General features: G+C 63.9%; 17 protein-coding genes and 1 pseudogene. 17 read left to right on the forward strand and 1 reads right to left on the reverse strand.

Going from position 1 to position 21883, the window contains the following annotated elements:
• Positions 1-329 precede the first annotated feature (329 nt).
• From ABGT83_RS02760 to ABGT83_RS02830, 14 genes and pseudogenes are all read left to right on the forward strand, one after another.
• Positions 330-1832: a response regulator transcription factor gene (locus ABGT83_RS02760; protein WP_346685790.1), complete on the forward strand. Its 1503-nt coding sequence runs from the start codon at positions 330-332 to the stop codon at positions 1830-1832.
• A gap of 157 nt (positions 1833-1989) precedes the next feature.
• Complete coding sequence (locus tag ABGT83_RS02765) at positions 1990-3663, forward strand: FAD-dependent oxidoreductase (protein ID WP_346685791.1); 1674 nt, start codon at positions 1990-1992, stop codon at positions 3661-3663.
• A 351-nt stretch (positions 3664-4014) separates the two neighbouring features.
• The gene (gene rpsP, locus ABGT83_RS02770) at positions 4015-4260 is read left to right on the forward strand and encodes a 30S ribosomal protein S16 (RefSeq protein ID WP_103265895.1); all 246 of its coding nucleotides are present in this window, start codon (positions 4015-4017) and stop codon (positions 4258-4260) included.
• A 10-nt stretch (positions 4261-4270) separates the two neighbouring features.
• A complete protein-coding gene (locus ABGT83_RS02775) occupies positions 4271-4525 on the forward strand; it encodes a KH domain-containing protein (RefSeq protein ID WP_103265896.1) in 255 nt (84 codons plus the stop codon).
• A complete protein-coding gene (locus tag ABGT83_RS02780; protein ID WP_346685793.1) occupies positions 4526-5059 on the forward strand; it encodes a ribosome maturation factor RimM in 534 nt (177 codons plus the stop codon).
• A 74-nt stretch (positions 5060-5133) separates the two neighbouring features.
• A complete protein-coding gene (trmD, locus tag ABGT83_RS02785) occupies positions 5134-5997 on the forward strand; it encodes a tRNA (guanosine(37)-N1)-methyltransferase TrmD (RefSeq protein ID WP_103265898.1) in 864 nt (287 codons plus the stop codon).
• Positions 5998-6397: 400 nt separating this feature from the next.
• A pseudogene (gene lepB, locus ABGT83_RS13430) lies at positions 6398-6965 on the forward strand (signal peptidase I).
• Between the two features lie 58 nt (positions 6966-7023).
• Entirely contained in the window at positions 7024-8019 is a 996-nt protein-coding gene (locus ABGT83_RS02800) for a glycine--tRNA ligase subunit alpha (protein ID WP_346685796.1), read from the forward strand.
• On the forward strand, positions 8012-10102 hold the full coding sequence (gene glyS, locus ABGT83_RS02805) for a glycine--tRNA ligase subunit beta (RefSeq protein ID WP_346685798.1): 2091 nt from the start codon (positions 8012-8014) through the stop codon (positions 10100-10102). Before ABGT83_RS02800 ends, glyS begins: the two co-directional genes overlap by 8 nt.
• A 6-nt stretch (positions 10103-10108) precedes the next feature.
• Positions 10109-10999, forward strand: coding sequence for a pyruvate, water dikinase regulatory protein (locus ABGT83_RS02810; protein WP_103265902.1), 891 nt, complete (start codon positions 10109-10111; stop codon positions 10997-10999).
• Positions 11000-11050: 51 nt separating this feature from the next.
• A complete protein-coding gene (ppdK, locus tag ABGT83_RS02815; RefSeq protein WP_346685800.1) occupies positions 11051-13789 on the forward strand; it encodes a pyruvate, phosphate dikinase in 2739 nt (912 codons plus the stop codon).
• 249 nt (positions 13790-14038) lie between these two features.
• The gene (locus ABGT83_RS02820; RefSeq protein WP_346685802.1) at positions 14039-14833 is read left to right on the forward strand and encodes a class B sortase; all 795 of its coding nucleotides are present in this window, start codon (positions 14039-14041) and stop codon (positions 14831-14833) included.
• 182 nt (positions 14834-15015) lie between these two features.
• Positions 15016-15729 (forward strand): hypothetical protein, encoded by a 714-nt coding sequence (locus ABGT83_RS02825; protein ID WP_346685804.1) that lies wholly within the window; start codon positions 15016-15018, stop codon positions 15727-15729.
• 231 nt (positions 15730-15960) lie between these two features.
• Positions 15961-16680: a LytR/AlgR family response regulator transcription factor gene (locus tag ABGT83_RS02830; protein ID WP_346685806.1), complete on the forward strand. Its 720-nt coding sequence runs from the start codon at positions 15961-15963 to the stop codon at positions 16678-16680.
• On the opposite strand, the gene ABGT83_RS02835 is transcribed toward ABGT83_RS02830, so the two are convergent.
• Positions 16677-17672, reverse strand: a complete 996-nt coding sequence (locus tag ABGT83_RS02835; protein ID WP_346685808.1) for a hypothetical protein — start codon at positions 17670-17672, stop codon at positions 16677-16679. The two genes, ABGT83_RS02830 and ABGT83_RS02835, sit on opposite strands and share 4 nt — an antisense overlap.
• A gap of 39 nt (positions 17673-17711) precedes the next feature.
• Between ABGT83_RS02835 and ABGT83_RS02840 the strand changes: the two genes are divergently transcribed.
• The 3 genes from ABGT83_RS02840 (at position 17712) to ABGT83_RS02850 (ending at position 21790) form a co-directional block, all read left to right on the forward strand.
• A complete protein-coding gene (locus tag ABGT83_RS02840) occupies positions 17712-19595 on the forward strand; it encodes a sensor histidine kinase (RefSeq protein WP_346685810.1) in 1884 nt (627 codons plus the stop codon).
• Positions 19588-20658: an S-methyl-5-thioribose-1-phosphate isomerase gene (gene mtnA, locus ABGT83_RS02845; RefSeq protein ID WP_103265908.1), complete on the forward strand. Its 1071-nt coding sequence runs from the start codon at positions 19588-19590 to the stop codon at positions 20656-20658. Before ABGT83_RS02840 ends, mtnA begins: the two co-directional genes overlap by 8 nt.
• Before the next feature lie 91 nt (positions 20659-20749).
• Positions 20750-21790: a deoxyguanosinetriphosphate triphosphohydrolase gene (locus tag ABGT83_RS02850; RefSeq protein WP_103265909.1), complete on the forward strand. Its 1041-nt coding sequence runs from the start codon at positions 20750-20752 to the stop codon at positions 21788-21790.
• The last annotated feature ends 93 nt before the right edge of the window (positions 21791-21883 follow it).

Consider the following 21883-nt stretch of genomic DNA (forward strand, 5'->3'; position numbering starts at 1 on the left):
CATCGGGCTTGCTTTCCGACCTGACGAAAAGCGTGCTTGCGCGTTTTCAATCTGCTCGACGGCACATCGTTCTGAAACCGGGTGCGAGCGTACTATAGGGAAAGCCGCCGGTCAAGAAGGACCCGCAGCGGCTGCTACCGCGTCAATCCCATAAGGCGGGGTTGTCCTGTCGCTTGCTTTGCTCGCGTGCGGCCATCCTCTGCTTCGAAACGGCTTCCCTCTACGGGCTACGCACGCTCGTCTTTTCTGTTTCCTGTTAGAATATTCTTCCGGATCGAGGGTGCGCCCGTCCACGTGGCACGCGCCTTTCGTCGAGAAGCGGAGCGGTTATGGGATCGTCGGGTGCGGCGGATATACGACAGCACGGCTCGTATTTGGGTCTGGGACTGTATTGGGCGTGGGTGACCGTCGTTTTTTACAGCGATGCGCTCGCCCCCTTGCCGTCCGGTGCCGATGGGCTCGTCGAGCAGATATGGCTCTGGGCCACCTGGTCGCACATGATCGGCCTGTTTGCGTGCGCCATGCTTGCGGATCGGTTGAAGAGCCTCTTCTCGAATCGCATATTCTGCGCCGGAGGCGCGGTGGGCAGCGCGCTCGGGTCGGCGGCGATCCCGGCGGCGCTGCTTCTTCTGGATCCGTCGAGTCCGGCGTGCGGGACGATTGTCGTGGTCGCAGCTGTTTTCATCGGATTCAGCAGCGCGTGGCACGTACTGCAATGGGCAGAGCTCTATGCCGCCGGAGCGGGACATGCCGTCGCCTCGCTCTCGCTGCTGTCGTTTTCCATCGGACTGTCATTGTACTTTCTCGTTTCGCTCTTTCCGTCTCTCGTTGCTACGTCGATGACGGTGCTCCTCCCTCTGTTTTCGGGTTTGGCAATGGCCGCTTGTCGCAGCGGGCACGATGTAGGCGCAGAGGCAGCCGAGGCAGCGGTTCCGTCGGGCTTGCCCGGCGACCTTGCGCTTGCCGTCGTAGCGACGTTCGTGTTCGCTCTGTGCGGCGAGATGCTGCGCGTGCTCTCGATACAAATCATGGGCGGAGGCGTCGATACGATGGGAACCCTGTATTTGGCAGGCGGCCTTGTGGGGCTCCTTCTGCTTACTGCATGGTTTCTCTTGCCGGGTGGCAGAACCCGTACCGTGATCACGCCCCCGCTCGTGCGCACGGTTCTGGTGATCATGGCGGTTGCGTTTCTGCTTGCTCCCTTTCTCGGCGGGCAGGCGCTTGCCGTATCCTACGGCATTTTCGGTGCGGGCTTCTGGTGCTTCCGCGCCATCAGCTGGATTGTCTGCTTCATGTTGGCGTTCAGATTCGGGTATCGGCCGGTTCGAGCAGTGGCCGTGCTCGACGGAGCTTTCGCATTGTCCGTGGTCGTGAGCGGCCAACTCAACCTTTGGGTGGCCGAGTCCATCAAGGTGGGCCGCATCGAGTTGACGGCGGTATCGCTGGTGGCCGTTTTCGTACTCATGCTCACCGCTATCTTCGTGCTCAACGGAAAGGGCATCGGGCAGCTGCTGCGCAACGAAAACGTCGGGGAAGCGCGCGAGGGCACCGATACGATCGCTTCGTCGCACGACGATGTTATCGCGGAGGCGGTGGGGGGCATCGCGCGGGACTTCGGGCTGTCCCCACGCGAAACCGAGGTTGCCGAGCTTTTGGCGAAGGGGCGCAGCCTCCCGTTCGTCCAAAACGAGCTCTACATATCGTCCGGCACCGCCCAGACCCATGCCCGCCATATCTACCGGAAGCTCGACGTCCACTCGCGCCAGGAGTTCCTCGACCTTGTCGAGGCGCGGCTTGCCTCGCCTCGATCGTCTGGCAGCCGTATCGGATAGCGCCCGCACCTGGTTAGACGCCAATATCAGCGATTTCATGTGATGCCGATCATCCATTTAGCGGATGGTGTCCCGCTTCCGTTTGCACAACCATAGGGCCCATGGGATATCCCGGGCGCAGCTCGGGGATCGTATGCAAAACGGAGGAGGAATTGCGATGACCAGGTATGCGAAAGAGAAGAAGGGTCTGACGCGCAGGACGTTTTTGACCGGGGCCGCGTTTACGGGCGTTGCGACGGCGGCCGCCGCTGCGGGGCTCGCAGGGTGTGCTCCAACAGGTGCGGAGGAGGTTTCCACCGACCGAGCGGGCAATGCAGCGCAGACTTCCGATTTGGCTATCGCGGCGGTTCCCGTTGCGGAGGCGGGCGAACCCGCACGCGAGTGCGACTATCTCGTCATAGGGGGAGGCAACTGCGGCATGATGTCGGCGGCGCACGCCGGCTCGCTCGGTCTCTCGACCATTTTGTTGGAGAAGAGCTCGGTGACGGGCGGCTCGTCGGTGGGCACGGAGGTGACCATGGCGTTCTCGGACTGCAAGATCATGCAGGAGTGCGCCGACGATCCGAACGTGATCAACATGAGCCAGCCAACCGGTACCTATGACGAGCTGTACACGTACTTCATGATGCATAATTCATGGGAAGCCAATGCCGAGCTTGTGTCGAACTACGTGAAGAACAACCACCGCCAGCACGATTTTCTCTACGAGCACGGAGCCTATCCCATGATGCTCCTGCCATCGCTCGATGCTCCCGGCGGCGGCATTATGTACGAGGGGCAAGGCGTCGGCGCCTTCGAGGTCATGCAGGCTGCGGCCGAGGAGTACGGCGTCGAGATCATCACGTCCGCCCCAGCCACTGCGCTCGTAGTCGACGAGGCAGGCGCGGTGGCGGGCGCTCTGGCAAAGATCGACGGCGAGTCCGCATTTGTGAAAGCGAAAGCCGTGTTCGTGGGCACGGGCGGATTCTCGAACAACCAAGAGATGATCGAGCGCTATATACCTGGTTATGGGACGCTCGCATGGAAAAACGATGCGCATCTCGCGCACGACGGCGACGGCATTCGCATGATGCTGGGCGCCGGCGCGGTGGAATCCGATTTGAGCCTGGCTCAGCCCTCGGCGTCGAGCGTAGAGAATGTCGCCTGGGACACCCCTATCGACAAGGCTGCGCGCGAGCCGTACGTATGGGTGAACGCGGTGGGCAAACGCCTTGGCAATGAGAAGTGGTCGGTCATGGACGTCATGTTCAAGGTGGGCATCAAAGAGAACGACTACGTCTACTTCAACGTCATCGATTCGGCTGCGGTTGAGCGCATGGCCTCCGAACCGCTGATGACAAGCGCACGCACGGTTCTCGGTTCGTCCGACCCCGTGCCGGACATGGCCGAGGCGCTCGAGCAGGGCGTGTCAGACGGCACCGTGTTCAAAGGAGAGACTATCGAGGAGCTGGCCGCCGCTGCAGGCATCGATGCAGAGGGCCTTGCGACCACGATGGACGCTTATAACAAAATGGCGAAAGCGGGAGAGGATACTGAGTTCTTCAAAGATCCCGCCGCGCTGTTCCCGGTCGATCAGCCGCCGTTCTATGCGTTCAGGCTCATACCGTCGTGGTATTCCACGCTCTGCGGCGTGAAGATCAACGGGAAGATCCAGGTGGTGAACGGGCAGGGCAAACCTATACCGGGCTTGTACGCCGGCGGGCTTGATTCCGGCGAATTCTTCAAGGACAACTACAACCACGGCTTCTCGGGAGGCTGCTCGGGCTACTCATACTTCACGGGGTTCTTTGCCGCCGATCAGGTTAAGGAATACATCGACGGGTTGCAGTAGCCGCATGTGAGAGACGGTCTTATCGGCGCTCGGCTCCGTCGCAGCCGGGCGCCCGCCGTCCGTGCGAGGTCATGCTTCGAACGAGCTTCGGGGAGGGTCGGGCGCCGGGAAAGAGAAAGCCCGCCCTCTCCACTGCCCAGAGTCCGCGGCCATGGCGGAAAACGTGGGCTTTTCGAGGACGATCCGGGTCGGGGATGCGCGTACGGGCGGCGTTGGGTACAATTCAATGCGGTAATCAGCTTGTCAAACGGGCGTTCAGGCCGTATCATAAGCAATTGCTGTTTTCGCGGAGCTTCCCAAAGGAAGAGCGCCCGCTCGGAGAAACGTAAGAAGCAAAAGGAGTTCATCTTCATGGCAGTCAAAATTCGCCTGGCCCGTCACGGCGCGAAGAAGCGCCCGTACTACCGCATCGTCGTCGCCGATTCGCGCGCTCCGCGCGATGGCAAGTTCATCGAGGAAGTCGGCCGTTACAATCCCTGCGTCGAACCTGCCATGGTTCAGTTCGACATGGAAAAGGTCGATCAGTGGATCAAGAACGGCGCCCAGCCGACCGACACGGTCGCGAGCCTGATCAAGCGCGCTCGCGAGAACGCGTAGGGATGCGCTCATGGCCGAGCAGACGGAAGACATCGCCGGCCTCGTCGATGCCATCGTTCGGCCGCTCGTCGAGTTCGAAGACGATCTCGAGATCGTGGCGAGCGATGCGGAGGACGGATCGATCCTCGTCGAGGTACGCGTGAACGAAGAGGATGCGGGCAAAGTGATCGGTCGTCAAGGTCGCGTCATCAAGGCCATCCGGACGCTTGCGCGTGCAGCTGCTTCGCGTACGAACACGCACGTCGAAGTGGAGCTTCTCGACTAGATGCGCGATTGGATGCATGTGGCCGATCTGGCCAGGACGAAAACGTTGCAGGGGGGACTCGTCGCGCGAAGCGCGTCGGGTCTTCCTTTTTTGCTACACGAGGGCATGGAGGTTGCGTTCGTCCCTCCCCGGCATGAAGCGCCGCGCCGGAGCATCGTAAAAAGCGTGCGCGAGGAGGGCGATGCCTACGTGGTCGCCTTCGAAGGTGTGGACGACATAGCTACGGCACAGCTGCTGAGCGGCTGCCGGTGCCTTGTCCGTCGCGCCGACGTGCCGGAAGACGCGCGTGCGACGGAACGCGACAGCCTAGCTGGGTGGGAGGTATGCGACGTGCGCACCGGGTTCGTGGGCGTCGTGAGCGATGTGGTGGAGAAACCGGCGCAGACACTCCTCGAGGTCGTGCTGCGCGACGTGGCGCGACAAGACGGAGGGCATGCGATTCTCATCCCGATGGTCGAGGCTTTCATCGCCTCTATCGATGAGGAGGCGCGCAGGATCGACATGACCCTGCCCGAAGGGCTGCTGGATCTCTAGCGCTCCATCGACCGTCCTGTCTGTTCCCGGCATCGTTTCCACCGTTCCGGATCTTTTCGCCGAAAGGACTTCCTGTGGTCATCGAAACGCTTTCGACGTTCCCCTCCATGTACGACTCCGTCATGGGAACATCCATGATGCGCATCGCCCAGGAGAAGGGCATCCTTTCGTTCAAAGCGCACGATCTGCGCGACTGGACGCACGATCGCCATCGCACGACCGACGACGATCCTTACGGCGGCGGAGACGGCCTCGTCATGAAGTGCGAACCCATCTTCGAGGCTTGGGAAGCCGTTGTCGGTTGCCGTTTCGCGCGTATGCCGCAGGCTGAAAAGGGCGCATCCGAACAGGACGGTAGCCGTTCTTCGTGCGCCGGCTCGCAGGCCGGCGAACTCGGGGCTGCTCGAGCGTCGTGTTCCTCCGGCCTTCTTCCCGTCAGCCGTCCCCATACGATATTCCTGTCTCCGCACGGGGAGCCTTTCGACGACGCGCTGGCCTGTGAGCTGGCGCGCGAACAGCGGCTGCTGTTCGTGTGCGGGCATTACGAAGGCATCGACGAACGCGCCTATGCGCTGGCCGATCGCGTGATCTCGCTCGGCGACTACGTGCTCACCAGCGGCGAGCTGGCCAGCATGGTGGTCATCGATGCGGTGGTGCGCAAGCTGCCCGGCGTGCTCGGCGCGGAGACGGGAGCGCTCGACGAGAGCTTCGCCGACGGCCTGCTGGAATACCCCCACTACACGCGCCCGGCCGTATTTCGCGGCATGGAGGTGCCGCCGGTGCTTCTGTCGGGGGACCATGCAGCCGTCGCGCGCTGGCGGCGCGAGCAGAGCCTCGAGCGCACAGCGCGCCTGCGCCCCGACTTGCTGGAGAGCGTCGAGCTTTCGGCGACGGACTGGAAGCTCCTCTCCGGGCCGGAGGCCGAAGCGGGCGAATGACTCACGGGTCGTGCGGCTTGCACGAGACTTGCGTTTGCGCGGGCTGTATCCCCGACTACTCGAATAGAAGCCATATCGACGTTACGTGACCGGGCGAAACGATGAAAACTTGCTGCGAAGCCGAAGTCAGTCTCGGCGAGCAGGCCGTACAGGCGCAATTTCCGCGCAGGCCTCGAAAGGATGACGCCCATGGAAACCCGCAGCCTGTTCGCGATCTGGCCTCTCCGCCGCGCGGCTTTCGAGGCGACCTCGGGCCCCTGACTTTCCCCCGATGATCGGGAAATTTCTGCAAAGTTTGTCGAGCGGAGCGAGCCGTTCGTTCCGAAGCGCTATCATATACCCTCGCGACTTTATTCGGGCGACTTCGGTGAGCCCGTGCAGAGGAGGATGGACAGACTTCATGGATTCCGGTCAGCACGCCGTTTCCCATCGTTCGGGCATACTGGGTACGTTCTTCAAATTGCTCTTCATGGTGGCCTTCATCCTGGGGCTGTCGTGGTTGCTGCGCACCTTCGTATTCCAAACCTACGAGATTCCCTCCGGCTCTATGGAGGACACCATCATGACGGGGGACATGGTTTTTGCCGAGAAGGTGAGCTACTACTTCCGCGAGCCTGAACCCGGCGACATCGTAACCTTCCAGGATCCCCAAATACCGGGCCGCGTTCTCATTAAACGGTGCATCGCCGTGGGCGGGCAGACGGTGGACATAGGCGACGAAGACGGTCTCGTGCGCGTGGACGGGGTGGCGCTCTCGGAACCCTATACGCGATGGTGCGCCATCTTTTACCCTTTCGGGGGGCGTGTCGTTTCCCTATACGGTGCCCGAAGGCTCCATCTGGGTGATGGGGGACAACCGCACGAACTCACAGGACTCGCGCTACTTCGGCGCCGTTCCCGTTTCGTCGGTGACGGGTCGCGGCGCGCTCGTGTACTGGCCCGTGAGCGATTTCGGTCTGCTGGACTGACGCGGGGGACCGAGCGAGGGCGATCGGGAACACAACGATCTGAAAGACAAGGAGAGCCATGCCAACCGAAATCTCCCCGGTGACGACTGGGCGGTCCGAGGGGACGCCGCCGACGTTCCAGGACGTCATCATGAATCTACAGCGCTATTGGGGCGACCAGGGCTGCGTCGTCCTGCAGCCCTACGATAACGAGGTGGGCGCCGGCACGAACGCCCCGGCCACCACGCTGCGCTCCTTGGGCCCCGATACGTGGCGCACCTGCTACGTGCAGGGCAGCCGCCGTCCGACGGACGGTCGTTACGGCGAGAACCCGAACCGCACCCAGCACTACTTCCAGTTCCAGGTGCTCATGAAGCCCTCGCCCGACAACATCCAGGATCTGTACCTGGGAAGCCTGCGCGCCATCGGCATCGACGTGGACGCGCACGACGTGCGCTTCGTCGAGGACGACTGGGAGAGCCCGACGCTCGGCGCGTGGGGTCTGGGCTGGGAAGTGTGGATCGACGGCATGGAGGTGACGCAGTTCACCTACTTCCAGCAGGTGGGCGGCTTCGAGTGCAACCCCGTGCCCGTGGAGATCGCCTACGGTCTCGAGCGCCTCACCATGTTCGTGCAGGGCGTGGACTCAATGTTCGACATCGTGTGGAGCCGCGGCGCCGACGGCGTGGACTTCACCTACGGCGACGTGTACCTCGAGAACGAGCGCCAGTACTCGCGCTACAACTTCGAGGTGGCCGACACGGACTTTCTGTTCCAGGAGTTCAACGATCGCGAGGCCGAGTGCCTGCGCACGCTGGAGGCGGGGTTGCCGCTGCCTGCCTACGACAGCGTGCTCAAGTGCTGCCACGCCTTCAACCTGCTCGACGCGCGCGGCGTGATATCCGCCACCGAGCGCATGGCCTACATCCTACGCGTGCGCACCATCGCCAAGGCGGTGTGCGCGTCGTACATGGAGCACGTGGTGGGCATCAAGCCCGCCGAGGAAGACGAGGCCGCCGAAGATGGTGCCTCGGCATCCAAGCCCAAGGCGGGGAAGGAGGCCGGCTGTGAGTAACCTGCATACGCTCGCATTCGAGATCGGCACCGAGGAGATTCCGGCGTTCGACCTGCATCGCGCAACCCAGCAGCTGGAGAAACTCGTGCCCGAAGCGCTCGATCGGGTGCGCATCCCGCACGGAGACGTGGCCGTCTACACCACGCCGCGGCGCCTCATCATGATCGTGTCCGATGTGGCCGATGAGACCGCTGCCCTCGAAGAGGTCTTCCGAGGCCCCTCCTCCAAGATCGCGTTCGACGCCGACGGCAACCCGACGAAGGCCGCCACGGGCTTCGCGCGCGGCAAGGGCGTCGAAGTCGGCGCACTCGAGCGCCGCGAGGAAGGTGGTGTGGAGTACGTGTTCGCCACCCGCAGCATCGCCGCGCGCGACGTGGCCGAGCTCTTGCCCGGCGTGCTGGAAGGCGTGATCGCCGGCATCTCGTGGCCGAAGTCGTGCCGCTGGGGCACCACGAGCGAGTACTTCTCGCGCCCAGTGCGCTGGCTCGTGGCGCTGCTGGACGAGCGCGTGATCCCCGTGCGGTTCGCGGGCCTCGAGGCCGGCAACCTCACGCGCGGCCATCGTTTCCTGGCGCCTGGCCCCCATGAGGTGCCCACGGCCGCCGATTTGCTGGGCGTCGTCGAGGCCGCGCACGTGGTCACGAGCGAACAGGCTCGCGAGGCCGTCATCCGCGCCGGCGTGGCCGAGGCCGAGCGGCGTACGGGTGCGCGCGCCAAGCTTCCCGAGAAGACGCTGCTGGAGGTCGTGAACCTCTGCGAGCAGCCCACCGTGCTCGTGGGCTCCTTCGACGAGGAGTTCCTGCGCGTCCCCGAGGAGATCATCGTCGACGCCATGCTCATGCACCAGCGCTACTTCCCGCTGTACGACGCGGACGGCAAGCTCACCAACAACTTCATCGTCGTGACCAACGGCGACCCGGCGCATGCCGACACCATCATCGACGGCAACGAGCGCGTGGTGCGCGCCCGCCTGTCCGACGCGAAGTTCTTCTACGAGGAGGATCTCAAGCACCCGCTGGAGGCGTACGTCGACCGTTTGGACGAGGTGGTGTTCCAGGAGACCCTCGGCACGATGAAGGCGAAGGCTGACCGCATCGTGGCGCTGGCGAAGCACCTCGCCGCCGACGCGCAGCTGGACGCCGCCGACGCCGCCGACGCCGAGCGCGCCGCGTACCTGGCCAAGGCCGACCTCGTGACGAACGCCGTCGTGGAGTTCACGAGCGTCCAGGGCGTCATGGGTTCCTACTACGCCGCTGCTTGCGGCGAGAACGACCAGGTGGCGCGCGCCATCGCCGACCACTACCGCCCGCGCTTCTCCGGCGACGAGCCGCCTGCGTCCGACGTGGGGCGGATCGTGGCCATGGCCGACAAGCTGGATACCGTCTGCGGCCTGTTCGCCGCGGGCCAGGCTCCCACCGGCTCGTCTGACCCGTTCGCGCTGCGCCGCAGCGCCATCGGCATCGTGGCTATGCTGGAAGCGGGCCTGCCCGTGTCGCTGTCCGCCGCGATCGACGCGGCGCTCGGCACCTACGAGAATGCCGGGATCGACTACGATCGGGACGCGGTCCGCGCCGAAGTGGCCGACTTCTTTGTGACGCGCACGAAGGTCATGCTGCGCGACGGCGGCTGCGCCCCCGACGCCGTGGAGGCCGTGCTGGCCACGGGTGTAGAGGAGCCGGCGCAGATCATCGCCCGCACTCGCGCCCTCGAGGCCGCGCGCGTGGATGACCCCGACACGTTCGCCGACCTGGCCACGGCCTACGCCCGCGCCAACAACCTGCGCGACGCGAGCCTGGGCGCCGAGGTGGACGAGACGCTGGCGGCCGACGCCGAGCGCGCGCTGCTCGCCGCCGCCGATGAAGCTGCGGCGCGCGTGGGGGAGGCCCTCGGCTCCGACGACTACGCGGCTGCCCTCTCTGCCCTCGCCGCCCTGCGCGCGCCCATCGATGCGTTCTTCGAGGACGTGCTCATCATGGACGAGGATCGGGCCCTGCGCGAGAACCGCCTGCGCCTGCTCAACCGCTTCGTCGCCGCGTTCGCCCACGTAGCGGACTTCGGCAAGATGGCCAAGGGACAGAAGTAGGGATCCATGGACTTCGACGATCTCGTCATCTGCGAGAACCTCACGTCGCTGCCTACCATCCATGTTGTCAGCGACTCGGTGGGCCTCACGGCCCAGGCGGTGGCCCGTGCGGCTGCCGCCCAGTTCGGCGTCACGAACCCTTGTATTGAGGTTCTGCCGAAGGTTCGCACGTTCGCCGAGATCAAAGAGTTCATCGATGTGCACAGCGCTTTCCACCGCAAACTCACGGGGGATGGGCGCATGCTCGTGTTCTATACGCTCGTAGATGCGTCTCTCTCGCGCAGCCTTGAGAACTACGCCGCTTCGCGCGAGGACATAGTGGCCGTCGACCTCATGACCGAAGCTATCGGCGCCATTGCGGGCATGACCGGGCTCACGCCTTCCACGAAGCCGGGCGGACTGCATGTAGCAGACCAGTACTATTTTCGACGTATCGAGGCCATCGAGTTCACCATCGCTCACGACGATGGACGCAATCCCCAGGAGCTCTCGCGCGCCGATATCGTCCTTCTTGGCGTGTCGCGCTCCTCTAAGACGCCTACCTCGATCTACTTGTCCCAGCAGGGCTACAAGGTGGCTAATATTCCGCTCGATCCCCATACCGAGCCGCCGGTCGAACTCGAGCAGGTTGAGCCTACGCGGCTGTTCGGGCTCATGACCACGGCCGATGTGCTCGTAGGCATCCGAAAGCGCCGTTTGGGCAACGCCGGCGTCGTCGCGTCGAGCTATGCCGATCCCGAATATGTGTACCAAGATCTCGAGCAGGCTCGTGCGCTGATGCGCAAACTCGGCTGTATCGTGATCCACACCGAAAATCGTGCCGTTGAGGAAACAGCGCAGGAAATTTTGCGTTACTATGAGCGGGCGCATCCCCCATCTGCTGATATGATGGGCTAGGCCTGTGACTTGGGTTTGAAACGTTAGATACGTCGGTTAAAGGAGAAAAAGGTGGCCGAAGAAGTCAAACGAGTCTATGCGTTCGGCAAGGACGCACAGGGCAACAACGTAACCGAGGGTAACACGCACATGAAGGCCCAGCTGGGCGGCAAGGGGGCGAACCTCGCCGAGATGGCCAACATCGGGCTGCCCGTGCCTCCGGGATTCACCATCACGTGCCAGACGTGCATGGAATACGCCAACGCCGACAACACCTGGCCCGAGGGCGCGCTCGACACCATCCAGGCCTATCGTGAGGACCTCGAAGCCCGCATGGGTAAGAAGATCGGCGATGCAGCCGACCCGCTGCTCGTATCCGTGCGCTCCGGCGCCCCCATGTCCATGCCGGGCATGATGGACACCGTTCTCAACCTCGGCCTGAACGACGAGTCCATCAACGGCCTCATCGCCCAGACCGAGAACCCACGCTTTGCGTGGGACTCCTACCGCCGCTTCATCCAGATGTTCTCCAACGTGGTCATGGGCCTGGACGGCGACCTGTTCGAGAACGCCATCACGGCTATGAAGCACGCTCGCGGCGTCGCGTCCGACACCGACCTCTCGGCCGACGACCTCAAGGAGCTCGTGGCCGAGTTTAAGCAGATCTTCTCCGAGAACGTGGATGCCGCAGCGTATCCGAAGCTCGTGGTGGGCGGCTCCGTGCAGTTCCCGCAGGATCCCAGCGTGCAGCTGCAGTTGGCCATCGAAGCCGTGTTCGGCAGCTGGAACAACCCGCGCGCGGTCCTTTACCGCAAGCAGAACAAGATCGCCGACGACCTGGGCACCGCCGTGAACGTGCAGTCCATGGTGTTCGGCAACAAGGGCAACACGTCGGCCACCGGCGTCGCGTTCACGCGCAACCCCGCCAACGGCGAGAAGGAGTTCTACGGCGACTACCTAGTGAACGCCCAGGGCGAGGACGTCGTGGCCGGCATCCGCAACACGAGCCCCATCGCCGACCTCAAGCACGTCGACGGTCTGGAGGACGCGGGCCGCGAGCTTGAAAAAGTGTTCGTGACGCTGGAAAACCACTTCCGCGACATGTGCGACATCGAGTTTACCATCGAACAGGGGAAGCTCTGGATGCTGCAGACCCGCGTGGGCAAGCGCACCGCCGCAGCCGCGCTGCACATCGCCATCGAGATGGAGAAGGAGGGCCTCATCTCGAAGGAGGAGGCCGTCATGCGCGTCGACCCCGAGCAGCTCGACCAGCTGCTGCATCCGCAGTTCGACAAGAACGCCTCCTACGATGTGGTGGCCAAAGGCCTGAACGCCAGCCCCGGCGCCGCTGTGGGCGAAGCCGTGTTCTCGGCCGCCGATGCCGTTGCGTGTGCGGAAGCAGGTCGCAAGTGCGTGCTCGTGCGCTGGGAGACCAACCCCGACGACCTTGCCGGCATGATCGCAGCCGAAGGCATCCTCACGTCGCACGGCGGGAAGACCTCGCATGCCGCCGTTATCGCGCGCGGCATGGGCGCGCCGTGCGTCTGCGGCGTAGAGGCGCTCAAGATCGACGCCGAGAAGAAGCAGGCCGTCGTTACGGGCACCGACGTCGTCATCAAGGAAGGCGACATGATCTCCATCGACGGCACGACCGGTTCGGTGGTGCTGGGTGCGGTCGAACTCGTGCTCCCCGAGCTCACGGGCGACCTGGACACCATCCTCGAGTGGGCCGACGAATTCCGCACGCTCGGCGTGCGCGCCAATGCCGACAACCCTGAGGACGCGGAACTCTCCCGCAACTTCGGCGCCGAGGGCATCGGTTTGTGCCGTACCGAGCATATGTTCTTGGGCGATCGCAAGCAGATCATTCAGACGTTCATTCTGAACGAAGACCCCGCCGTGCGAGACAAGGCTGTGAACGAGCTGCTGGAGGCCCAGACAGGCGATTTCCTCGGCATGTTCAAGGCCATGGACGGGCTGCCGGTCATCGTGCGGCTTCTCGATCCGCCTCTGCACGAGTTCCTGGAAAGCCCGCGCGCGCTTGATGTGGAGATTGCGAAGCTTGAAGCCATGGGCGGAGACGCTGCGGCCATCGCCGAGAAGCGCCGACTCATGGAGCAGATCGACGCGATGAGCGAAGCGAACCCGATGCTCGGCCTGCGAGGCTGCCGTCTGGGCATCGTATACCCCATCCTGCCGATCATGCAGGTGCGCGCCATCGCCACTGCGGCGGCTGAACTGAAGAAGCAGGGCCTCGATCCGCGACCTGAGATCATGATCCCGCTCGTGTCCGTGGTGCCCGAACTCGAGAAGCTGCGCGGCGTGGCCGAGCAGACCATTGCCGAGGTGGCCGCTGAACAGGGCGTCGAGCTGGACATCCCTGTGGGCACCATGATCGAGCTGCCGCGCGCTGCCGTCACTGCCGATGAAATAGCCGCCCAGGCCGACTTCTTCAGCTTCGGCACGAACGACCTCACGCAGACGACGTTCGGCTTCAGCCGCGACGATGTGGAGGCTGAATTCGTACCGCAGTACCTCGAGCAGCGCCTGCTGCCCTACAACCCCTTCGCCACCATCGATCCGGGTGTTGCCAAACTGGTGAAGATGGGTGTTGAGCTGGGTCGCGAGGGCAATCCCGAACTCGTGTGCGGCGTGTGCGGCGAACACGGCGGCGATCCCGATTCCGTGAAGACCTTCCACGCCATCGGGCTCGACTACGTGAGCTGTTCCCCGTACCGCGTGCCGCTCGCACGGCTCGCGGCCGGCCAGGCGGCGCTTGCCGAGCAGATGGATGGCGCGCGCGACAAGTAGATCGCGGTCGCGTATCGGTTTCAAGCTTGAACGAGGCGCTCCTTCGGGGGCGCCTCGTTTTCGGTGTGGGAGGACGGTGCGTCAGCACGGGGCGGATCTCCCGTTCGATCTCCCGCCCGATTGTTGGACGGGGGGGCTCCGGATTCCCCCTTTCGCGCTCCGAACTGCCGGTTTCGCCGGGGGGATTGTCGGAAGCGCAGCGCCGGGGCTAGGATAGGGGTTCGTTTCGATTCCGACGGAAGGGGCTTCATGGCTTCGGGTAAGGCGCGCAACCGCGCGACGGTCGTTGTTCTCGCGGTTCTCGTCGTCGTGCTCGCACTAGGGGCGACGGGTGCCGTTGGCTTCCTGGTCTGGCAGCAGCAGAGCGCAGCTGCGGCGCTGCGCGAAGCGAAAGAGGCGCCCCTACCGGCCGCCGAGCCGCTCTATGAACCCAAGGAAGACTCCCTTCCCTTGAATCCGATCGATTTCGAGGAGCTTCGGCAGGAGAACCCCGACCTGTATGCATGGGTCTACGTGCCGAACACGAACGTCAATCTGCCGGTGGCCCGCCGCGAGGGCGACGATCTTTTCTATCTCGATCACGATCGACACGGCGCCTACGATGCCACAGGCACCGTGTTCTCCCAAACGGCGAACGCGGCGGACTTTTCCGACCCGGTCACGGTCCTATACGGACACAACATGGCAAACGGCGCCATGTTCGCCACGCTCCATGATTTCAGCGATCCTGCGTTTTTCGCCGAGAACGAACTGTTCTACGTCTACGTGCCGGGACATATCCTGACCTACCGCGTAGTGGCGGCTTACAACTACGACGACCGCCATATCCTGTATTCGTTCGGCTTCGCCGACGCTGCAGTGCGCGAGGGCTACTTCGCCTCCGTGCTGGCGCCCGACGACCCGCAGGCGAACGTGCGCGAAGGTGTCGTGCTCGACGCCGACAGCCGGATCGTGCAGTTGAGCACCTGTCGATCGGCCTATGCCGACGATCCGGTGCGCTACCTGGTCACCGGCGTGCTGGTGGACGACCAACCCACGACATGATGCCGGGCGGTCGGCAGGCCGGTTGCGCACGGCGCAACGTCAAAGTCCCGCCCGAATTCGCGAAGAGCAAGGCTGCTTTCGCCCGACGGGTCGAATGGCGCGGAGGGGTGCAGTAGTATGAGGAGGCTGTGGTTTGCCGAGCGCTTTTCTGCGAAAGCGCGACGACGAGAGAGGGTTTTACGGTGAAGAAGAGACTGACAGCGCTTTTGTGCGCCGCGATGCTGACAGCTGCCCTGCCCGTGCTCGCATGGGCGGAGGAAGAGGCCGAGGGGCCGACCGAGACGGCCGACGGGGGTGCTGCGCCTTTGGCGGATGCGCAGGATCGATCGATCGGTTCGCGCCCCGCCAACGCCGATAACAGCGACGGCTCGTGCTCGCTCTTCGGCGAGACGACGGCTTCGAGCTTCACCATCATTAGCACCACCGAAGTGGCTGACGAATACGATGAGGCTTTGAAGGGTATGCCTTCGTACCAGGTGATCGCCCAGGAGGCGACTAAGAAGATGGAATTCCTCGTTGTGCTTTCAGGTGCGTACGCCGACTGCAACACGCTCGAGGTGCACGTGAGGCCGAATACGGGCAGCGCAGGCGTTGCCAAAACGTTCGAAGTGACGAAGCCTGCCGGCGTTGAGGCCTTCGACTTCACGTCCGAGATATTCAACCTGGGCGATCAGACGGGCGGCAACACCTACGGGGCCGATCTCATCTTGACATTCGTTCCTTCGAAGGTCGATGCAGGTTCGGCACCGTCGGCCGAGGCCGGATCCGCCGACGGCGCCGGCGTCAAATCTCCCAAGACCGGCCAGGGCGCTGGAACGGCAGCGGGCACCTCGGCTGTGCTGCTGACGGGCGCCGGCGCTGCGGCACTCGCCCTGCGCAGGAAGATACGCGGCTAGTCGGGAAACCCATCGCATTTCGATCGGGCCCGCCGCATCGAGCGACGGGCCCGATCCCGTTGTCGCCGAATTCGCTCCCCTGAGTGCCGAATTCGCACCGTGCCTGCTCCGAAGCCGGGGCTTCGCTACACTGAAAAGCTGTTTCGCAGTTACGCGTGCATGGTCGGACGAGGGGCCGCCGAACGCGCTGCGCGTGGGGTCGAGGTTGGAGGAGAGAGGAGCGCGAGGTCGATGAAGCTTGCGCTATGTGAGGACGATGCCCGGGATCGGACCCTGCTTCGCGATGCGGTCATGCGCTGGGCGGAGCGTCGTGGCCTCCTCGTGTCGTTTTTCGAGTACGACGCCGCAGAACGACTCGTCGAGGATATGGAGGAGGGCGTCGAGCGGTTCGATGCGTTGTTCCTCGATATCCTGCTCGGCGGCATGTCGGGCATCGATGCCGCACGGAGGGTGCGCGCCGTCGATAAGCGGGTCCCCCTCGTGTTTCTCACGGTGACGCCCGAATACGCCCTCGACGGCTACGAGGTGCGCGCCGCAGGCTATCTCGTGAAGCCGCTCGACGAGGCGCGGCTCTCCAAACTGCTTGACGAACTCTTCGAAAAGCAGTCGCCTCCGCGCCTCGCCTTCCGTGCGGGGTCGGCCTGGCGGTACTTCGATCACCGCGACATCCTCTACGTCGAAAGTCGCAATCATGCTGTCATCCTGCATACGGCTGACGGCGCGACGCACAAGGGCTACAGCAAGCTCGACGACGTGGAGGCGGCTTTGGATGATCCGCGGTTTCTGCGCTGCCATCGCAGCTACCTTGTGAACATGGACCAGGTAGCCGACGTGCAGGGCGACTTCGTCCTGCACGATGGGTCGCGCGTGCCGATCCGCGTAAAGGAACGCAAGCGGCTGACCGAGGCGTACTACGCGTACTTCGTCGACGCGAGCTGCTCGCCTTCTTAACCCCTTCGAGCATCTTTCCGCAGAATGATCCCCGCGAGGCAGACGAGCGCCATGGCGACTGCGAGCGCGACGAGGGCTCCAGGGAGGCGAGAGGCTGCTTCGCGCTCTGATGGCGTGCTTTGCCTGTCGCCCGCCTCGGTAGGCTGCGCAGCATTGCCTTCCAACGGCCGTGCGCTCAAGATTGCCGACGAAGCGTCTTCCTGTGCGTCATCAGCATCCGAAGCGCCCTCCGATCCCCTGTTCGACGATCCGTTGGATTCCGAACGTTCGCTCGACGCGTCGGGTTCTGCTGATGCTTCCGTCTCTGCTTCTTCGCCTGCATGTGCGCCCGCATTCTCGCCGTATCGCTCGGAGGGAAGGAAGCTCGGCGTCTCGATGACGGGGCGTTCGTGTTCGCCCTGACCGATGCCGCCCTTGTCGCCGCCGCTGCCTCCGCCGTCCCCGGCATCGGAAGGAGGTCCATCAGGTTTTCCATCGTCGGGCACGACGAAAAACACGGGTGCGAACGAGCGCGTCGCTGTCTTGCCGTCGACGACGATGCCGGCGTAGGCTCGCAGATAGAACGAGCGGCCGGAGCACTCGGTTTCGAAGTAATCGACAAAGGGGACGTCTTCTCCCGTGTCGTAATTATAGTAGCGGATGGTTTGGAATGGATCCTCCAGCGCTGCGAACTCGGCCCAACCCTCATTCCAAACGAACGTGTAGAGCGGCTCCCAGGCATGGGGATTGTCAGCCCAGGCGCGCTCGACGCGGAGCGTCTCCAGCTCGGGGCGATTCGGCAGCTCTGGCAGGTATAGCCATGCGAGCAGCCTGCCATCGTCGGTGATCTGCGGACCGGTGCCGTAAGATTCGCCCGTCGAGCCGTCGGGTTCAGCGGCTGTTGCGGCGAGGAGAGGGCAGGCGAGCAGGAGCGAGGCGGCAAGCAGTGCGCAGGCTGTGAGCGGCGCAGCATGGAAGTAAGGGGCTGCAGGTTTGCTACAATGACAAGGCAAGGATTACTCCGATGGATCGTTCGAGGGGCTATGTCGTCGTTGAGATGCACTCGTACGCTGGCAGCTTGCATTGCCGTTCTCGTGCTCACAGGGGCCGTTTTCGCTGCGGGCTACTTTTATGATAACAAATATGCAGTTTCATGCCCGCGTGGCGCGGATGCCGAATTCGCTTTCACAAGCGACGAACTCGATCGCCCGCTTGTGCTGATCGACGGCTGGCTCATGGACCTCGAAGGCGTCGGCGTTCGCGAGACTTTCATTGGGCAGTACTCCAACTTCTCCTACGTGCCCGGAAGCCCCTCGCCAGATGGGCGGGCCGTGTATACACTCGCGTTGCGGGCCGTCGATATGCAGCAGCCGGTGGCGCTCACGCTGTTCGTACCCGAAGTGTTCGGCGATTACGTGCTGCGTGTGGACGGCGAGGAGATTGCTTCGCGAGGAAGCGGCGCTTTCGCGGGCATCGTGGTGGACGGTACGGCGTTGCTGGAGTTTGATGTTGAAAGCGCGGGCGGCTATTACAGCGGGCTCGTGTACCCGCCGGTTGTGGGTACGGCTCAGGTTATGGGGATGTGGCAAGCGGTGCGCACGGCGACGTCGGGAGCAGCCTGCTTCGCGCCGCTCGTGCTTGCAGCGCTTGCCTGCGCGGTATGGGCTCCACGACGCAACGATCACGTTCTCGTGCTCTTCGCGGTTCTGTGCTTGTGCATGTCGGGCGCCTGCTTCGAGCCCTTCGCCTGGCAGCTGGGCTGGTCGGGCCCCTGGCTGCACGCTGCCGTGGACGCGCTGTGGACGGCGGTGCTTTCGTGCGCGACGGCCATGGCCCTCATCGTGTCAGGACTTGCAGATTCTGCGCGACGCCGTCGAGTCGTGTTCTCATTGCTTGCCGTAGCGCCGCTTGCCTCAGGGCTTCTGGTGGGGGCGGGTATCCCCGCTTTTCCTGCGCTCATCGGCGTGAACGAGGCGTTCCAGATCGTGTTCCGCTTGACGGCGTGGGCACTCGTCATGGCGGCCGCCGCCGCGGGTTTGCGTTCGCGGTTGGCGGATGCGCCCTACGTATTGTGCGCCGCAATGGCCATGGCGCTCGCATTCGCGGCGAACTTGCTGGACGCCGGGGCTTACGAACCCCTCTACGGTCTCTGGCAGAACGAGTATGCGGCGCTTGCGGCCATGGCCGCGTTCGCCGCCCTGATCGTGGCGCGCGGACGGCGCATGGTGGCGCACGAGGCCGCAGCGCACGAGCTCGACGTGCAGTTGCGAGCCGCCGAGCAGACGCTGGCCCACATCCGTGCTAGCGAGGATGCGACACGCGTTATGCGCCACGACCTCAAGCACCATGCGAACGCGCTCGCGATGCTCGCGACCGAGGGCGAGTGGGATCGTGCAAGGGCATATGCATGCGAGCTGAGCGAGGGGCTTGCCGTTATCGCGCCCGTGCGCTACAGCAGAAACCTCGTGGTGAACGCCGCGTGCGCGGCATACCTCGCGGCGGCAACCGAGCAGGGTGTGGAGGTGCGTTGCGACGTGCGTGTGCCCGAGAAACTGCCCGTGCGCGATGGCGATCTGGCGGTGCTCCTCTCGAACTTGCTGTCGAACGCCGTGGAGGGATGTTGGCGCGCGCCCGAGGGCAGCCGGCGTGCGCTGCGCTTCGATGCCGACTGGAACGGAGAGGCGCTGTGTATGCGCTGTGAGAACAGCGCCCCCGAAGGGACGCCTTCTGGCCGCACGAGCAAGCGCGATCCCGCCGAGCACGGTTTCGGTCTGACGTCCATGCGCCAAATAGCTCAACGTTACGGCGGATCAGTAACCGTTCGGCATGCAGACGGCCTTTTCGTCGTACGCTGCGTGCTGCGCCTAGGGCGGCAGGGCGGCGCTGCCCAAACAGACAAAAGCTCCGCTATGAGTGGGAGGATGCGCAATGGCTGATGCACGCTTCGATCGTTTGCCCCGCACGGTAGAACTCGTCCGCGACGGTGACGGTCATGCAGGCTTCGCATACGTCGACCAGCGCCTGCTTCCCGCCCGTCTGCATATTGCGCGCACCGGGGACTGGCGTGCGGTTGTCGAGGCGATCAAGACGCTCGCCGTGCGCGGTGCGCCCGCTCTTGGAGCGGCAGGGGCGGCTGCGATGACGCTTTGGGCCTGCAACGAAGGCGCGGTTCCGTTGCAGGCGGGTGGATGCTGCGAGATGCGTCCGCGCTTCTTCGAAGCGCTCGGCCGCATAGCCGACGAGGTTGCGGACGCCCGGCCGACAGCGGTGAATCTGGCGTGGGGCGTTCGTCGCCTCGAACGGCTCGCCCGCGTTCGCGCTGACGAGGGGGCTTCTCCCTCTGACATTGCCGATGCGCTTTTTGCCGAGGTCAAGCGGATGGAGGTCGAAGACGAGGCTGCAAACCGCGCTCTCGGTGTCCATGGCGCGGCACTGCTTCCTTCGAACGCGCGGGTGCTCACGCATTGCAATGCCGGCAGCCTGGCGACGGTATTCTTCGGTACCGCCCTCGGCGTCGTGTATACGGCGGCGGCGCGCGGCGGGATCGAACGCGTATACGCCGATGAAACTCGACCGGTGGGGCAGGGCGCTCGCCTTACCGCCTGGGAGCTCTCGCGCATCGGGGTGCCCTGTACGCTCATCTGCGACAATATGGCCGCGAGCCTTATGGCACGCAGCCAGGTTGACGCCGTTGTGGTAGGTGCGGACCGTATCGCGGCCAACGGCGATACGGCCAACAAAATCGGCACCTACGGCGTGGCTGTGCTCGCACGCCATCACGGGATCCCGTTCTATGTGGCCGCTCCCGAGTCGACCATCGATCGCTCTATCCCCACCGGCGCAGACATCCCCATCGAAGAGCGCGACCCCGCCGAGGTGCTCCCAGCGCCCATTACTGGTGTGGACGTATGGAATCCCGCCTTCGATGTGACGCCAGCGGGGTTTATCACGCGCATCATCACAGAACGCGGCGCCTTTGATCCGAGCGAGGTGGCGTAGCCGTTTCTGCGCGCGCGTTCTGCTACAATGTCCGTGTCGTCGCAGGCCGGCCCTGCGCGCAGCTCGGCTGGAGCCGTTGTGAGGAGGGTGTATGCGCATCATTCACCGTGAGGATCAAGAGCAGCGCGAGCACGAGATCCTTTCGTCCGATGCTTCGTTCGCCGATGAGAGCGAAGGGCGCGCCCGCTCGGCCGAGCCCGATATCCTGCGCACCGATTTCCAACGCGATCGCGACAAGATTCTCCACACGAAGTCGTTCCGCCGCCTATCTCATAAGACGCAGGTGTTCTTGGCCGCCGAGGGCGACCATTTCCGCACCCGCCTCACGCATACCCTCGAAGTGGCGCAGATCGCCCGTACCATCGCGCGCGCACTCGGTCTGAACGAGGACCTCGCGGAGGCGATTTCGCTCGGGCACGATCTGGGCCACACGCCCTTCGGCCATACCGGGGAAGAGGCGCTTGCCAGTTGCCTGGCTCGTCATCGCGGCATCGACCCCTCCTCTCCGGAGGCGATGTCGCTGTACCGCCACAACGAGCAGAGCCTGCGCGTGGTCGAGCGTATCGAGAACGGCGGTAAGGGCCTCAATCTCACGCCGGAGGTTCGTGACGGCATCGTCTGCCATACCGGCGAGGTGCGCGCTGAGACGCTTGAAGGCCGCATTGTGGCCACGGCCGATAGGATCGCCTACGTGAACCACGACATCGACGATGCCATTCGGGCGGGGATCCTTTCGGAACGCGATTTGCCCGACTCTACGCATACGGTGCTAGGACCCGACCATTCTTCCCGTATTGAGACGCTCGTTCTCGATATGGTGGAAACGTCGGCTGCTGCGGAAGATATCCTCATGAGCGAGCACGTCTGGGCCGCCATGATGGAGTTGCGTGCCTTTCTCTTCGAGCGCGTGTACACCTCGGAGATGGTTATGGCGGAGGTGGTCAAGGCGACGCACCTCGTCAGCGATCTGTTCGATCACTATGTTGAGCATCCTGGCGAGATCCCCCAGGAGTACCATCTCATTTCAGACGGCGATGATCTGCGTGCTGTAGCAGACTTCATCGCGGGCATGACTGATCGCTATGCAAAGAACCTCTACCAGCGGCTTTTCATACCACACGCGCTGCACTAGAAACGACTGCCTGGTTGTTCGCGCAGCTTCTCGTATCGTCTTTGATATGCATCGATAGGCGACGGAACCTGCTTGCGTCCGCGCTTGGAACTT

The sequence above is a fragment of the Enteroscipio rubneri genome (assembly GCF_963929405.1).
In the GTDB taxonomy this organism is placed as follows: Bacteria; Actinomycetota; Coriobacteriia; order Coriobacteriales; family Eggerthellaceae; genus Enteroscipio; species Enteroscipio rubneri.

Coding starts and splice junctions, on each gene's coding strand:
- ABGT83_RS02760 (WP_346685790.1), top strand. CDS start 330: ATGGGATCGTCGGGTGCGGCGGATATACGACAGCACGGCTCGTATTTG.
- ABGT83_RS02765 (WP_346685791.1), top strand. CDS start 1,990: ATGACCAGGTATGCGAAAGAGAAGAAGGGTCTGACGCGCAGGACGTTT.
- rpsP (WP_103265895.1), top strand. CDS start 4,015: ATGGCAGTCAAAATTCGCCTGGCCCGTCACGGCGCGAAGAAGCGCCCG.
- ABGT83_RS02775 (WP_103265896.1), top strand. CDS start 4,271: ATGGCCGAGCAGACGGAAGACATCGCCGGCCTCGTCGATGCCATCGTT.
- ABGT83_RS02780 (WP_346685793.1), top strand. CDS start 4,526: ATGCGCGATTGGATGCATGTGGCCGATCTGGCCAGGACGAAAACGTTG.
- ABGT83_RS02800 (WP_346685796.1), top strand. CDS start 7,024: ATGCCAACCGAAATCTCCCCGGTGACGACTGGGCGGTCCGAGGGGACG.
- ABGT83_RS02810 (WP_103265902.1), top strand. CDS start 10,109: ATGGACTTCGACGATCTCGTCATCTGCGAGAACCTCACGTCGCTGCCT.
- ABGT83_RS02820 (WP_346685802.1), top strand. CDS start 14,039: ATGGCTTCGGGTAAGGCGCGCAACCGCGCGACGGTCGTTGTTCTCGCG.
- ABGT83_RS02830 (WP_346685806.1), top strand. CDS start 15,961: ATGAAGCTTGCGCTATGTGAGGACGATGCCCGGGATCGGACCCTGCTT.
- mtnA (WP_103265908.1), top strand. CDS start 19,588: ATGGCTGATGCACGCTTCGATCGTTTGCCCCGCACGGTAGAACTCGTC.
- ABGT83_RS02850 (WP_103265909.1), top strand. CDS start 20,750: ATGCGCATCATTCACCGTGAGGATCAAGAGCAGCGCGAGCACGAGATC.